This window comes from Methylocaldum sp. (assembly GCF_035627495.1).
Lineage (GTDB): Bacteria > Pseudomonadota > Gammaproteobacteria > Methylococcales > Methylococcaceae > Methylocaldum.
In genome coordinates this window covers 1-13,600 of sequence record NZ_DASPLO010000115.1, presented here as the reverse complement: position 1 = coordinate 13,600, position 13,600 = coordinate 1, and the positions used below count along the sequence as shown (strand labels likewise).

Here is a 13,600-nt window from a genome sequence, read left to right as displayed (position 1 = left end):
CCAAAATGTCCTTGGGATCCGAATAGCCTTTGAGCAACTCGTCTAACAGGGCGTCTTGTTTGGCTGTATCACTGGTCATCTTTATTTTCCTTTTTGTCAGATTATACAAACCAATTACACAGTTCTTTTTACACCCCCGGTTCTTCTGCCCTGGGAATAACCAGCCGCCGGGAAGCAGTTGGCGCTGTTTGCGGCCCTCCCGCCACCAGGCCCGCAAGATCGTCAAGAGAGTCGGCGAGAGCATGGCTTGGCGGTCGCGCTGACCTTTACCCTGGTCGACGCGGATGATCATGCGTTCGCTGTCGATATCCGTCACCTTCAGGTGCACAACCTCATTGGCGCGCAGCCCGGCGCCGTAGGCAGTACCGAGGGCAGCCTGGTACTTCAGGCCACCAGCGGCTTGAAGCAAGCGCGTGACCTCCTCAAGACTCAAGATTTCCGGGAGCTTGCGCGGTTCATAGACGTGTCGAATCTTCTTCAAGAGCTCGGGCCGATCGAGCGTCATATCGAAGAAGAAACGAAGTCCGGTCAAAGTCGCATTCAGGGTCGTGCTGGAAACGCCCTGTTCAACCAGATGCAACTGATAGCGTCGCAAGTCCTCCGCTTCGGCCCCGTCCGGCGAGCGACCGCGGAAGCGGGTAAAGTTGGCAACCGCTCTGATATAAGCAGTCTGCGTATTTGGTGAGAGCCTGCGCATCATCATGTCATCGATCATGCGTTGGCGCAGCGCGCTGATCGGTCGGGTAGCCTGATTCATGACTCGATCTCCTATGTTGAGGGGAATGGCATATCGCCACCCCAACCTCATCACAGGTCAGGCTTCGCTAACTACAGGGTAAATTGAATACGCTTGAAACCAGCCATGACATCGCTACTAAACTACCGCGCGAGCGGTTTAGTACATCGACCCATTCCGGACCTTCGCTGGCAAATTTCAACGGCCCAAATGAGCCGCGCGCCTCAGCGACATGATCGCACAGGACGGCTGGCGCGTCGGCTCCATTTGGATGTTAGCCAGTTCGAGTCCAGTTTTAACTCTTTCCCTCAGCGGGCGTCTGGCGTTTTGCCCAAGTGTGCCTTGGTTGGCGGACCGCTGACCCAATTGTTATCCCACGCGGAATCAACCGTGATGAACACCAGCGCATCGTCTGAGGCCCATGCCTGGTGGCGCATCTTGGCGGGGATGTAATTGAAACCACCCGGGCCGAGCTGGTGGCGCATGCCCTCGTGTTCGAATGTCCAGTTGCCGCGTATGACCGTGTGGGTTTCGTTGGCGCTGTGCCAGTGCATCGGGACGTGTATTTGCTTCGGCACGCGAATCAGCAAATGAGTGGCCTGGGTCACTGGGTCGACGCGCAGAATCGCAATCTGCGGCGACTCGGCACCCAGCTCGGGGACGATGGTCTGCCACTGCAGGTCTTCGTATCTCGCGCCCATCGCCTGGCCGGCCGTCGCTTGCGTGCTTAACTGCTGCGCGACCAAAGCGGCGGCCAGTAGACTCAACAGCACTGTGAAGATTGTTGTTCGCATCGTGTGACTCCTTTCAGCGGGTGCAGATGCGTAGGATCCGGTCGTCCAGCTAACGTTAGATGGCTTTTTCACGCTGTATTTCTGCCTTTTGCTGTTCAGGCACGTTGAGCCAAACAACATTTGGACCAAGCTTTAGCTCAACTCCTACTCCAGAGCGTACAACTTCAACAATTTGTTTGAACCACTGAGAACACGACCATTCTTTCATTGGGGTAGATTTGAAGCCATATCTGTTTTGATCCCAATAAACACCGGCTGCCTCGCGATAGACATACTGATACATGGGCTTGCCTTGACTTTCTAGGCCGAGTAGCAATTCCCCTGTATCAAGAACTTCAACTCTGTTTATAGTTTCGCAATCCATTTGCCTGCCATCTAACGCGCCAAGCTCACGGGCGCGCCGCTTTTGGGCGCGCCCGTGTGGGGCGATGTGTTAGATCTCGATCAGGGCGTGGCGCAACGCTTCGCTCAGACATTCGTGAATTCTCTAACGAGCCGGATGACATCCTGCGGACGGTCTAGGCTGAGGAAGTGTCCGCCGTTCTTGACCACCTCCAGCTTGGCACCGGGAATTCGCTCCAAGGTGGCGCGCCGCTCCGATTCCCGCGACCAATCCTGATCACCATAGACGAGGAGCACCGGAACGGAAATCTTGCCATACTCCGCTCGGGCCTCGTCCCATTTGTGGGCATTGCGGATCAGATTCAAAAAAGCCCGATAGTGGCCGCGGCGGCAACCCACCGCATAGGTCTCACGCACGAAGGATTCTGGTAGGGCATCGGACTCGGCGACCCCGCCTTCCATAATCTTGCGTTCGACCAGGGGATTGCGGAAGCGCATGACGGTTTCCCCAAGTACCGGGATACGGGCCAAGGTGAAGACCAGCCAGGCCACTAAGTTCGCGCGGGTGATGCCACGGCCCTTAGCGTAATCGTAGGAATTGATAGCAACGACGCGGGCAACGCTGGAATGCCGACGCGCCGCAAGCAGCAAGGGGATCGTGCCGCCGATCGAGACGCCCGCCAGCGTGGCGTTCTCGATTCTCTGCGCATCGAGAAACTTGCCAACGATATCGACGAAGAACGCCGGGGTGTAATCCGTCGCAGGGATGTCCGACCAGCCGTGTCCAGGGTAATCGAGGGCATAGACCGTGAAAGTCTTGGCAAGCTCAGGAATGAGCTTCTGGAAGATATCGAGTTGGGTGCGCAGCGTGTGCAGCAATACCAGCGGCGGTCCATCGCCGGTCTTCACGTAACGTAACCGGATACCGTCAATGAATGTATATTGTACGGGGAGATCGGGCGCCCAGGATAATGTCGCCGGTCTATCCGGCTCCGTTCGCATGGCCTCAATCAGTAAAGAGACCAGAACCGGCGCTGCAATTACGATCACGGCAACGATAAATAGGGTTGTGTTCATGTTCGTTTCTTAAGAGCTCTAACGTTGCATTAACCCACGTGTGCCGCAAAGCGGTACACGTTGGGTTGAATGATTGGTAGGCGATGCACGCAACCAGCACCTTGCTCGAAGTGCCCTTGTCATCAATGCCGCTTGACTCGCCAATACCCGGGCATGATGTAGAACAGGGGGATCACCACCAAGATTGCATACGACAAGTAGAGCGATACATAGGCGAGCGGGGCCGCGAGCAGATACACGGCGGTTGCAATCAAATTCTGGCGCTGGACTGCGGCATGATACCTCGACCGATCCTGGTTATGGACAGGTTGGCGGAACACAACGTGACGAAGCAGCGCGAAGGAGCCCATGTCGCACACGAGAACAACAGAATACAAAGCGACGGCAAACGGCTCGGCGGGATTGTGTCCGAGATAGGCGGCCGCGAACGGGACCAGGGACATCCAGAAAAGCAGGTTGCTGTTTGCCCAGAGTAGTGGCCGATCGACTAGGCGAACAGGGTGCAATAGATAGTGGTGGCCCACCCACATGAGGGTCAGTGCGACGAAGCTCAGCACGTAACTGAGAAACCCCGGCGCCACGGCAAGCAACCCCCTCAAGCTCGGTTCGTTCGGCGCCTTGAGCTCCAACACCATAATGGTGATGATGACGGCGTCGCTGAAGGCCTGCAGGCGAGCCGTGCTCATGTTTGCTGTTGGATGGCGCCAATTCATAAGTGCCTAACGAGTAATGGCCGACCGAAGTGTCGGCTTACAAGGCGACATTCTGCTCACCGGTTGCAGAAAGTTCAATCCAGCCGGCATGTTGAGTCTCCCTGGCATATTAATTGTCGGGGCAAACCAGACATTTTCTTGGAGACTCCACAGGCAAACCCCGCAACAATCCGCACTACCCCTTCGGCCACGCTTGCTCGACCAGGTGCGGGATACGATTCGACGCAAGCACTATAGTCTGCGCACTGAGCGGAGCTACATCCATTGGATCAAGCGATTCATCTTCTTTCACGGGAAGCGACATCCGGCTGAAATGGGGGCTTCCCAGGTCACCGCGTTCCTGAACCATCTCGCCATGGAAGGTCGCGTTGCCGCCGCAACGCAGAATCAGGCACTCGCCGCTCTACCCTTTCTGTACAAGGAGGTTCTAGAAATCAAACTGCCTTGGCTCGAAGGTCTGACACGCGCCAAGCGCCCGCAAAGGCTGCCTACGGTACTGACCCAGGCAGAGGCCAAAACGCTGCTAACCACCCTTGAAGGAACGAAATGGTTGATGGTAACGCTGCTCTATGGGGCCGGCATGCGCCTCAATGAGTGTCTCGGCCTTTGGATTAAAGACATCGACTTTGAGGGTCGTCAGATCTTCGTTCGCGACGGCAAAGGGGGCAAAGACCAGGTTACGCTGCTGCCGAATCGCGCGATGGACCCGTTGCGGGTGCACCTGGAACGGGTCAAGCGGTTGCACGAAGCCGATCTTTCCGCCGGCTTAGGCGAAGCAGTCTTACCATTCGCGCTTGCCAGGAAATATCCGAGGCTGGTTACGAGTGGGGATGGCAGTTCGTCTTTCCATCGAAGACCATTTGCACGAACCCTTATACGGGGCGCCAGACTCGGTATCACGTCCACGAAAAGACTCTGCAGCGCGCCATACAGACGGCCGCTCGTCAGGCGGGAATCAGTAAGCCCGTCAGTTGTCACTGCTTTCGACATTCGTTCGCAACCCATCTGCTGGAAAACGGGATCGATATCCGGACGATTCAGGACCTGATGGGGCACAAGGACGTCTCTACGACGATGATTTACACCCACGTCATGAGACAAGCTTGTCCAAAGTCCTGCTGACTTTTAGTATGACGCCGGTGCCTCGATGAGGTGCCGGCTGACGCTTGAATGTCGGCTCTTGGCCGACAGCGCCAGTTGGCGGCCATTCCCTAAAGCTGCCGCTGGAGGGAGATCAGGAGCCACAGTCGAACGGCTGGTTTGGCCGAGAACCGGTAGCTATGGGTACCCTGCATAAATGACCGGAGTGGGCACTTTGTGTCCATTCAAAACACCTGAACGACTGCCCGAAAGTGGCCGTTCAGGCGGGTTTCCGCACAGCGGTCAGATCTTGGTTTGTTCGGCGATAATTTCACGTTTTTCGCTCTCTCCTCTCCAGATTTGCGGACTTTCATGTGGCGAAGTCCACAAACGAGACTTTTTCAAAATCAGTGGATTGAAATTTCCTCTCGGGCCGGAGTTTGGAAGCGGCATTGGGTAGGCAATCGGTGTTTGCCAAATGGAAGTCCACTGTGATTGGCTGTTACCATGTGGAAATCAGAAAGGTACGTGCGGATGGCTTGGCTGATCGAAACTCCGCATATTCATCAAATCGCTGATCACGGGTGGTTAAAAGAGCCATCCAAAGTGGCTGGCGCAAAGCAAAATGATGAGATAGATCAAGCGCTGATTCGACTGCCGACGAGGGCTTGCTTGCAAAGATCGGCAGGGAGGGATACCGCGCCGATGTTTTAAGCCGGTCCAGTCGGAAAAGGTTCTTGTACAGCCCTTGAGCGGTCTACGCTCCAATCGGCTGCGAGATATAATCGCTTACTAGGCAAAACAGGCTGGGAGGGAACCATGCCCATTTACGAGTATCGGTGCCAACAGTGCGGTGAGAGGTTCGAGCAGCGTGAGAGCCTGGCCGAGCACGAGGTCGCCAAGCCCAAGTGTCTGAAGTGCGGGAGTGACAAGGTCACCCGGGCGTTCACCGGATTTTATGCTAAGACCTCGAAGAAAAGCTGAATGACGTCTGCCCGCATACTCCTGCTGACGGGCGTGCCCGGCGTCGGCAAGACCACGCTCCTCCGGCGGGTCGCCGAGCGGCTGAAGGGTAGAAGAATTCGAGGGTTTTTCACGGAGGAGATCCGCGAGGCGGGCGAACGGCAGGGGTTTCGTCTCGTCGCGTTCGACGGGACCGAACGGGTGATCGCGCATGTGGGCCTTCCCAAGATCCATCGGGTCGGGAAGTACGGCGTCGATGTCGAAGCCATTGACCAAGTCGCTAAGTGTCTAGCTCTCGCTGCGGAGGCGGACCTTTACTTGGTCGATGAGATTGGGAAGATGGAATGCCTGTCGGAGCGTTTCATCGCGGCCATGCGGAGCCTTCTTTCCGGAAGGCGACCTGTGGTCGCCACGATCGCCCTGCGCGGCGGCGGGTTCATCGCCGAAGCGAAACAGGCCGCAGGGGCCACCGTCTGGGAGGTAAGCCATGCCAACCGAGATGCGCTGCCAGAGCACGTGCTGCGGTGGCTTGAGACCACCTGAAGCAGAGGAGTCTGTCGGACTGACACCGTCGACACAATTTCGCTCCACATGGAGTTTTCATCGAAGCGGCATTCTGTTGAATGCGCTTCAACAGGGCAGCTCGGAGGCGAAGCGTTTGGGCGGCTAGCGTTCCAATGCCGGGCGGCTGCAAACCTCTGCTCGAAGAGCAGCGATGAAAGACAACGACTTCGTGAGGTCCGCTTACGGGGTGCGGATCCCCAAGATATTCGGTACGGGACGGCCTGGAAAAGGGCCACACGGCGGGCCTGGTGGAACAAGCCCTCACTTTGGGATTTCGCTACATCGACGCGACTGGCCAGCTCAAGCATTATGATGAGCCGGCGTCGGCGCTGCCAGCCAGAAAACCCATAGATGCCATGGCGATCGCTACAGGAAAATACTCAGCAGTATCCAAGCCTTGGGTTTCCTTGCGGTGAGATAGGAACGTGCTACGAGTATATTCTGTGGGCCAGAGATTAACGCCGGCCAACAAATTGAAAGGCTCTCTATTCGGCGCGGAACGCAGGGCAATGACGGTCAGTGCGATCGATGCCGCGAGCAGTCCGGAAAGTGCCCTGAACGGACAGGCAGGGTCGGCGAGTTAAACTCCGCTGTTCGGCCAAAGCCGACGATCACGCATTGGTGATTTCAACTTTGCTTGAATGTCGGCTTTGAATAAAGATGAAGGTGTAAAAAAGAGGCTTCTCAAATTCTAAGGCCTCATTAGATAGGAAGTGAAAATGCTTTGGCGCCGCTGAAGCGTAAGCTTTCGCTGGCGCGGGTCGAAGCCGTCGGATGCGATGATGCGGCATGGCTTAGCTACAAACGGTCACTAAATTTGACCTTTTCGTCAGTTGTAGGCTGAGCGAAGAATGCTTATGGAGCGCAAGTCTTTGATTTGGCGGAGAGGGAGGGATTCGAACCCTCGTGGGACATTTCTGCCCCCATCCGATTTCGAGTCGGCGCCGTTATGACCGCTTCGGTACCTCTCCTCGGAAAAGGCTGATATGATACGACACTCTTGTTGAGAACTAAATGGTGGGGGACATGAATTTGTCAGAAATCATGCCCTTCGGCCTAAACCTAAAAGACACCTTGGGCCGAAGTCTAGAACATAGAAAAATTGTAGACGATAAAAGCAAATTCATAGGGGAGCGACAACAAAAATCAGCTTTAGAAAAATCGAACTTTTTCCGTTTCTTTATTTATCTCTTCTTTGCAGCTTCTTTTTCGGGATGCGTCCAAGAAACATCCCAGCCTTTAACTCAGTTGGAGCGGATAAAGCAATCCGGCGAACTGCGGGTCGTTACCCGGTATGGACCCTCCACTTACTATGAAAGTATCAACGGAGCGGTTGGTCTGGAGCATGATTTGGCTGAGCTTTTTGCCAAACGGCTCAACGTCAAAGTGAAATTTATAGTGTCGGATTCGGCTAAGCAGGCAATCCAGGCCATTGATGAGGGAGGGGCGGATATAGCTGCGGCAGGGCTAATCATCGATGAGGCGCGGAAAAAGAAATTGCGCTTCGCGCCGCCTTACCGCGTTCTTGCCGAGCAAGTCTTGTACAGTGATAGCCGTCCGCGGCCGAACGGCCTTACCGATTTAGCCGGTGGCGTATTGGAAGTTTCGGCCGGTACCAGCCATGTCACTACTCTCAAAGCGCTGAAGCGCGACTATCGCGATCTTAATTGGCGAATCAATTTTGATCAGGACGTCCACGAACTTCTATTCCTCGTTAGTGAAGGATTGGTCGATTACACCGTCGCCAATTCGGATCAGGCATTGATCATGCGCCGCTATTATCCGCGGCTGCAGGTCGCCTTCGATATCGGCAAAACCCGGGAGCTAGCCTGGGCTTTGCCCATGTCAGAGGATGCCAGTCTCTACGACGAGACCGTTCGGTTTTTCAGGGAGATCAAGGAAAACAAAACGCTGGATCAACTGATTGACCGCTATTACGGCCATGCGGAAGCGTTCGATATAGCTTTGGATAGTTCGCTACGTCACGACTATCGGACCCGTTTGCCTAAGTTCAAGCGTTTGTTTGTGCAGGCGGGCAGACGGTATGACATAGATTGGCGCCTCTTGGCCGCTATTGCTTACCAGGAGTCCAAATGGAGCAGTACGGCCGTGTCTCCCGAGGGTGTGCGCGGCATGATGATGCTGACTGGCGTCACCGCCAAGGAGCTGAAGGTAACGGATCGGTTTAATCCGGCCCAAAGCATTTGGGGCGGCGCGTCTTATCTTCGGCAGACCTTGGGTAATATTCCGCCGCAGATTGAAGATCCGGATCGTACCTGGTATGCCTTGGCGGCCTACAACCTTGGTTATGGTCATATCGAGGACGCCCGGAATCTGGTCGTAAAACGCGGTGGCGATCCCGACAAGTGGATCGAAATCAAGAAAGTGTTGCCGCTGCTCGGCAAACCCAATTGGTATCGGAGAACCAAGTACGGCAGAGCTCGTGGTGCTCTGGCCGTTCATTATGTCAACAGCATACGCCGATACTACGATCTCTTGGTCTGGCTTACCGAGGAAAATGAAACCGGTAGGATGGCCATGGGGCCTGGAAAGCCGCGGGCTGCGGGCGTTTAGCGCCTTTCTTGAAAAAAGCCTCTGAGGAGGTTGCCGCAGTCCTCCTTCAAGACGCCGCCTTGGTATTCAACCTTATGGTTGAGAAACTCGGAGTCGGCTAGCTGCAATGCGCTGCAAACGGCGCCCCGCTTAGGATCCGGGGCGCCGAATACCAGCCGTTTCACGCGCGCATGAATGATGGCGCCCATGCACATCACGCAGGGCTCCAGGGTCACGTAGAGAACGGTATCGATCAGCCGGTAGTTGCCGAGGTGCGAGCCGGCCGCTCGAAGCGCCATGATCTCGGCATGGGCGGTGGGATCGTTTGTGCCGATGGGGCAGTTCCAGCCTTCGGCGATCAGTGTATTTGCCTTTACCAGCACCGCGCCTATCGGTACTTCGCCCGCGTCGCCAGCGCGATTGGCGAGTGCCAGCGCCCGGCGCATCCAATCTTCGTCGCTCGGAGTCACGGATAGGGGATCATTCCCACTCGATGGTGGCCGGCGGCTTGCCCGAGATGTCGTAGGTTACCCTTGAGATGCCGGAGACTTCGTTGATGATGCGGCGCGACACGAGATCGAGAAATTCGTAGGGCAGATGGGCCCAGCGGGCGGTCATGAAGTCTATCGTTTCGACGGCTCGCAGCGCGATGACGTAATCATAGCGGCGCCCGTCGCCCATGACGCCTACCGATTTGACCGGCAGAAATACTGCGAAGGCCTGGCTCACCTTGTCGTACAGCTGGTGCCGATAGAGTTCTTCGATAAAAATCGCGTCGGCGCGGCGTAGCAAATCGGCATAATCCTTTTTGACTTCGCCCAAAATGCGCACGCCCAGACCGGGGCCGGGGAACGGGTGGCGGTAAACCATCTCGTAAGGAAGACCGAGTTCCAATCCGATCTGTCTGACCTCGTCTTTAAACAACTCCCGCAACGGTTCGACCAGCTTGAGATTCATGCGCTCCGGCAGGCCGCCTACGTTGTGATGGGATTTGATGACGTGGGCCTTGCCGGTTTTCGAGCCGGCGGATTCGATGACATCCGGGTAGATCGTGCCCTGCGCCAGCCATCGGGCATCGGTAATCTTGCCTGCCTCTTCGTCGAAAATCTCGATAAACAGTTTTCCGATGGCTTTCCGCTTCTGCTCCGGGTCGTCGATGTTTTTCAGCGCTTGCAGGAATCTTTCCTCTGCGTTGATCCGAATAACACGAACGCCCATGTGCCGCGCGAAGGTAGCCATAACTTGGTCGCCTTCCTCGAGACGCAAGAGCCCGGTATCTACGAACACGCAAGTAAGGTGATCGCCTATGGCTTTGTGCAAGAGCGCGGCGACTACCGAGGAGTCCACGCCGCCGGAGAGCCCGAGAATCACTCGCTCGCTGCCCAGTTTGGCGCGAATGGTCGCTAAACTGTCTTCGATGATATTGTGCGACGTCCAAAGCGCCTCGCAACCGCAAATATCTTGCAGAAAACGTTCGAGAATGCGTTTTCCCTGCCGGGTATGGGTAACTTCCGGGTGAAATTGAAGACCGTAGTAGCCGCGTGTCTCGTCCGCCATCCCCGCAATGGGAGCGCTCTCGGTCGAAGCAATGAGTTTGAAGCCGGGCGGCAAAACCGTTACTTGGTCGCCATGGCTCATCCAGACGTCAAGTAGGCCGTAACCCTCCGGGGTTGTATGGTCTTCGATATCGGACAATAAGCGGGAGTGGCCGTGGGCACGAATCTGCGCGTACCCGAACTCGCGGTGGGCACAGGCTTCCACCCGGCCGCCCAACTGCTCGGCCATAGTCTGCATTCCATAGCAGATGCCCAGTATCGGCAATCCCAGGTCGAACACGATGGCGGGTGCTCGGGGCGTGTCCGCTAATGTGACGGTCTCCGGTCCTCCGGAGAGAATGATCCCCCGAGGCTGGTACTGGCGAATGAACTGCTTCTCGCAGTCGTACGGGTGAATTTCGCAATACACGCCGATTTCTCGAATGCGGCGTGCGATCAATTGCGTGTATTGAGATCCGAAATCGAGGATCAGGATCTTGTGAGAATGGATATTTAAAGCCATGGAACCTACGGTTGTTCTTTTCAATCGAGCCAGTAATTAGGCGCTTCCTTGGTAATCGCCACATCGTGCACATGGCTTTCCCGCATTCCGGCGGTGGTGACTCGAACGAAGCGTGCATTGTTGCGCATGGCTTCGATGGTGTCGCAACCCGTGTAACCCATGGCCGAACGTACGCCACCCATCAATTGATGAATGATTGCGATCAGGCTGCCCTTGTAGGGTACGCGGCCTTCGATTCCCTCGGGTACGAGCTTTTCGGCATCGGTGCTTTCCTGGAAATAGCGATCACTTGAGCCCTGCTGCTGGGCCATGGCCCCCAACGAACCCATGCCGCGGTAGGATTTATACGAACGTCCCTGGTACAACTCCACTTCGCCAGGGGCTTCCTCGGTGCCGGCGAATAGTCCGCCGATCATGATAGAGTGGGCGCCTGCGGCCAATGCCTTTGCAACGTCGCCGGAATACCGAATGCCGCCGTCGGCAATGATGGGAATGCCGGTTCCTTTAAGCGCTTCGGCGACATTGGCCACGGCCGTAACCTGCGGGATTCCGACCCCGGCCACGATGCGGGTGGTGCAAATGGAGCCGGGGCCGATGCCTACTTTGACCGCATCCGCTCCCGCCTTCGCCAAATCCTTCGCTGCTTCGCCGGTGGCAATATTGCCGCCGATCACCTGTACTTGCCTGAAGTTCTGTTTAACCCAGCGTACACGATCCAAGACGCCCTGGGAGTGACCGTGAGCCGTATCGACCACAATAACGTCGACACCCGCTTCCGCCAGAGCGGCTACCCGTTCTTCGGTACCCGGTCCGGTGCCGACGGCGGCGCCGACGCGAAGGCGTTCCTGCTCGTCTTTGCAAGCCTGGGGGTAATCCTTGGCTTTTTGAATATCTTTGACGGTAATCAGTCCCCGCAGCTGGAAGTCGTTGTTAACGACCAGCACTTTTTCGATCCGGTGTTTATGGAGGAGATGGATGGCTTCCTCCTTGCTGGCGCCTTCCTGTACGGTAACCAGTTTCTCCTTGGGCGTCATGGCTCTGGTCACCGGTTCGTCGTAGCGGGTTTCGAACCGCAGGTCGCGACTGGTGACGATGCCCACAAGCTTTTCCCCATCCACAACGGGTACGCCGGAGATTCTTCTAGAGCGTGTCAGTTCCATGACTTCCCGAATTGTGGTGTTCGGAGAAACCGTGATGGGCTCTTTGATCACTCCGCTCTCGTATTTCTTGACGCAATGAACTTCATAAGCTTGGCGTTCAACGGTCATGTTCTTATGGACGATACCGATTCCGCCCTCCTGGGCCATGGTAATGGCTAGGCGGGACTCGGTGACCGTGTCCATGGCGGCGGACAGGAGGGGAATGTTGAGGCTGATGTTGCGGGTAAGCTGGGTTCTTAAGCTGACGTCGCGTGGCAGCACGGCCGAGTGAGCAGGAATAAGGAGGACATCGTCGAATGTGAGCGCTTCTTGAACGACACGCATGGTTTGCTCCCGCCAACTAAAATCCACAGATTGTATGGGAAAGGCCTTTTAGGTGCAATATTGGATTCCCGGCTCAAGAGTGGAATCTGAATGTTTGCCGATATTTACATTGTCCCAGTTTATGTATTCCGCTGTGCAAGTTCCGGGGCCGGATCTAATTTGAATGTTGTGAAAAAATGGGTGCTTTTCGGCTGATCTCCATTTTCGAATCGGGATCAATTCCTTGTTCAATCAAAGTAAAAACAGTTTGCGCCATGGCGGCTTGCGCGATGGGTTCAAAAAACGCGGCCTTCAAGGTCCAGGCGAATGCAGCGGCGAACACGTATTGCCACAGGCCTATTGATACGGGCAGCGCGTCGGTGATGCTTTTGATCGGGATTAGGAGGACGGCGAAACCGGTTGCAAAGCCCAGGAGCTCAAAAAGACTCAAGTAAAGACGGTTCTTGAGCAGTCTTGAAAAGTGCTGGATGTGAACCGCCAAGACATCTCGAGCCGACTGCCAGGCATTGTCCGCCCCTGAGAAGAAATGCCAAGCCAAAACTGCTTGATGGTTGGCGGCGAAGATCCGTCCTGCGATCCAGGACAATGCTCCGGAGAGTCCCGGGTTGTTCAGCTTGTTTAGGCTGGAAGCTAAACACGCTTCCGGGAGTTTTTGCAGGGTTTGCTTAATGGTGTAGTCGAGTTCCACTAGTCCGGAAGCGCTGGGAAAGCGCTGTACTACGAGTTGCTTCGCATAATCGATTTGAGCTTTGCCTTCCGGAATGGGTTGTCCTTTGGACTGCTCGGCTAACAAAGCCAGATTTCCCGCTTTAATGTTATAGAGGAAGTTTCCCCGGAGCTTGTACATTAAAAAGGCGCACCCGATAAATCCTGCGAGAGCTCCGGCCGTGGCGAAGGCGGTCGGATTTTGGCTCAAGGAGCCTAGGCCAATTGCTGTCCCGGCGCCCGCCGCGGTCATAAAGACATAAGCAAATGCCACTGCCAAGCATACCAGCAGCCGGTAGAGTACGAACGGCATTGATTTTTCGATGATCCGCGTGGCGGCCAGCAAGTTGAAATCCCACATCTCATCCTCCAAGGTGTATCTGTTTTTATACTAGGTTCTGTTGACATTTCAACGCAACCAGATGAGTGCTGAGACGAAGCGAAGAAAGCCCATGAAGTTACGCTGCAATTTTTCGAAGCGGGCAAAGATTCTTCGGAAGTGTTTGATTTTGCCAAAGAAGCATTCGATCA

Annotated in this window: 14 protein-coding genes, 1 tRNA gene and 1 pseudogene; 6 read left to right on the top strand and 10 right to left on the bottom strand. The window is 55.6% G+C overall.

Translation table 11 applies throughout. The features are described from left to right. The 5 genes from VEB01_RS09570 to VEB01_RS09550 form a co-directional block, all read right to left on the bottom strand. Positions 1 to 757: tyrosine-type recombinase/integrase (locus tag VEB01_RS09570; RefSeq protein ID WP_324874892.1), on the bottom strand; the 757-nt coding region annotated here is incomplete at its 3' end. A gap of 287 nt (positions 758 to 1,044) precedes the next feature. Continuing rightward, positions 1,045 to 1,530 carry a cupin domain-containing protein gene (locus VEB01_RS09565; protein WP_324874890.1) on the bottom strand — a complete coding sequence of 162 codons (486 nt, stop codon included), beginning with the start codon at positions 1,528 to 1,530 and terminating at the stop codon, positions 1,045 to 1,047. A 55-nt stretch (positions 1,531 to 1,585) separates the two neighbouring features. Then, entirely contained in the window at positions 1,586 to 1,894 is a 309-nt protein-coding gene (locus tag VEB01_RS09560) for a hypothetical protein (protein ID WP_324874889.1), read from the bottom strand. Between the two features lie 104 nt (positions 1,895 to 1,998). Next, entirely contained in the window at positions 1,999 to 2,949 is a 951-nt protein-coding gene (locus VEB01_RS09555; protein WP_324874887.1) for an alpha/beta fold hydrolase, read from the bottom strand. A gap of 122 nt (positions 2,950 to 3,071) precedes the next feature. Beyond that, positions 3,072 to 3,635: a TMEM175 family protein gene (locus tag VEB01_RS09550; protein WP_324874885.1), complete on the bottom strand. Its 564-nt coding sequence runs from the start codon at positions 3,633 to 3,635 to the stop codon at positions 3,072 to 3,074. A gap of 43 nt (positions 3,636 to 3,678) precedes the next feature. Here VEB01_RS09550 and VEB01_RS09545 point away from each other — a divergent pair. The 5 genes and pseudogenes from VEB01_RS09545 to VEB01_RS09530 all read left to right on the top strand — a co-directional run. After that, a pseudogene (locus tag VEB01_RS09545) lies at positions 3,679 to 4,335 on the top strand (phage integrase N-terminal SAM-like domain-containing protein); the annotation flags it as partial. 113 nt (positions 4,336 to 4,448) lie between these two features. Next, complete coding sequence (locus tag VEB01_RS09540) at positions 4,449 to 4,784, top strand: tyrosine-type recombinase/integrase (RefSeq protein WP_324874894.1); 336 nt, start codon at positions 4,449 to 4,451, stop codon at positions 4,782 to 4,784. 777 nt (positions 4,785 to 5,561) lie between these two features. Continuing rightward, positions 5,562 to 5,726: an FmdB family zinc ribbon protein gene (locus tag VEB01_RS23080; RefSeq protein ID WP_414675446.1), complete on the top strand. Its 165-nt coding sequence runs from the start codon at positions 5,562 to 5,564 to the stop codon at positions 5,724 to 5,726. After that, complete coding sequence (locus VEB01_RS09535) at positions 5,727 to 6,248, top strand: nucleoside-triphosphatase (RefSeq protein WP_324874883.1); 522 nt, start codon at positions 5,727 to 5,729, stop codon at positions 6,246 to 6,248. A gap of 269 nt (positions 6,249 to 6,517) precedes the next feature. Then, positions 6,518 to 6,685: a hypothetical protein gene (locus VEB01_RS09530; protein ID WP_324874881.1), complete on the top strand. Its 168-nt coding sequence runs from the start codon at positions 6,518 to 6,520 to the stop codon at positions 6,683 to 6,685. Positions 6,686 to 7,147: 462 nt separating this feature from the next. Here VEB01_RS09530 and VEB01_RS09525 read toward each other — a convergent pair. Continuing rightward, positions 7,148 to 7,240, bottom strand: a tRNA-Ser gene (locus tag VEB01_RS09525). A 154-nt stretch (positions 7,241 to 7,394) separates the two neighbouring features. Between VEB01_RS09525 and mltF the strand changes: the two genes are divergently transcribed. After that, positions 7,395 to 8,843: a membrane-bound lytic murein transglycosylase MltF gene (gene mltF, locus VEB01_RS09520; RefSeq protein ID WP_414675447.1), complete on the top strand. Its 1,449-nt coding sequence runs from the start codon at positions 7,395 to 7,397 to the stop codon at positions 8,841 to 8,843. Here mltF and tadA read toward each other — a convergent pair. The 4 genes from tadA to VEB01_RS09500 all read right to left on the bottom strand — a co-directional run bounded on the left by tadA (position 8,840) and on the right by VEB01_RS09500 (position 13,442). Further along, positions 8,840 to 9,292: a tRNA adenosine(34) deaminase TadA gene (tadA, locus tag VEB01_RS09515; protein ID WP_324874877.1), complete on the bottom strand. Its 453-nt coding sequence runs from the start codon at positions 9,290 to 9,292 to the stop codon at positions 8,840 to 8,842. The genes mltF and tadA overlap by 4 nt on opposite strands. A 10-nt stretch (positions 9,293 to 9,302) precedes the next feature. Beyond that, positions 9,303 to 10,880, bottom strand: a complete 1,578-nt coding sequence (guaA, locus tag VEB01_RS09510; protein ID WP_324874875.1) for a glutamine-hydrolyzing GMP synthase — start codon at positions 10,878 to 10,880, stop codon at positions 9,303 to 9,305. Between the two features lie 20 nt (positions 10,881 to 10,900). Further along, positions 10,901 to 12,364 (bottom strand): IMP dehydrogenase, encoded by a 1,464-nt coding sequence (guaB, locus tag VEB01_RS09505; RefSeq protein WP_324874873.1) that lies wholly within the window; start codon positions 12,362 to 12,364, stop codon positions 10,901 to 10,903. A gap of 154 nt (positions 12,365 to 12,518) precedes the next feature. Further along, positions 12,519 to 13,442, bottom strand: a complete 924-nt coding sequence (locus tag VEB01_RS09500; protein WP_324874871.1) for a hypothetical protein — start codon at positions 13,440 to 13,442, stop codon at positions 12,519 to 12,521. Positions 13,443 to 13,600: the final 158 nt, after the last annotated feature.

Excerpts from the sequence above, each read along its gene's own strand:
- VEB01_RS09565 (WP_324874890.1), bottom strand. The coding sequence starts at position 1,530 with ATGCGAACAACAATCTTCACAGTGCTGTTGAGTCTACTGGCCGCCGCT.
- VEB01_RS09560 (WP_324874889.1), bottom strand. The coding sequence starts at position 1,894 with ATGGATTGCGAAACTATAAACAGAGTTGAAGTTCTTGATACAGGGGAA.
- VEB01_RS09555 (WP_324874887.1), bottom strand. The coding sequence starts at position 2,949 with ATGAACACAACCCTATTTATCGTTGCCGTGATCGTAATTGCAGCGCCG.
- VEB01_RS09550 (WP_324874885.1), bottom strand. The coding sequence starts at position 3,635 with ATGAGCACGGCTCGCCTGCAGGCCTTCAGCGACGCCGTCATCATCACC.
- VEB01_RS23080 (WP_414675446.1), top strand. The coding sequence starts at position 5,562 with ATGCCCATTTACGAGTATCGGTGCCAACAGTGCGGTGAGAGGTTCGAG.
- VEB01_RS09535 (WP_324874883.1), top strand. The coding sequence starts at position 5,727 with ATGACGTCTGCCCGCATACTCCTGCTGACGGGCGTGCCCGGCGTCGGC.
- guaA (WP_324874875.1), bottom strand. The coding sequence starts at position 10,880 with ATGGCTTTAAATATCCATTCTCACAAGATCCTGATCCTCGATTTCGGA.
- guaB (WP_324874873.1), bottom strand. The coding sequence starts at position 12,364 with ATGCGTGTCGTTCAAGAAGCGCTCACATTCGACGATGTCCTCCTTATT.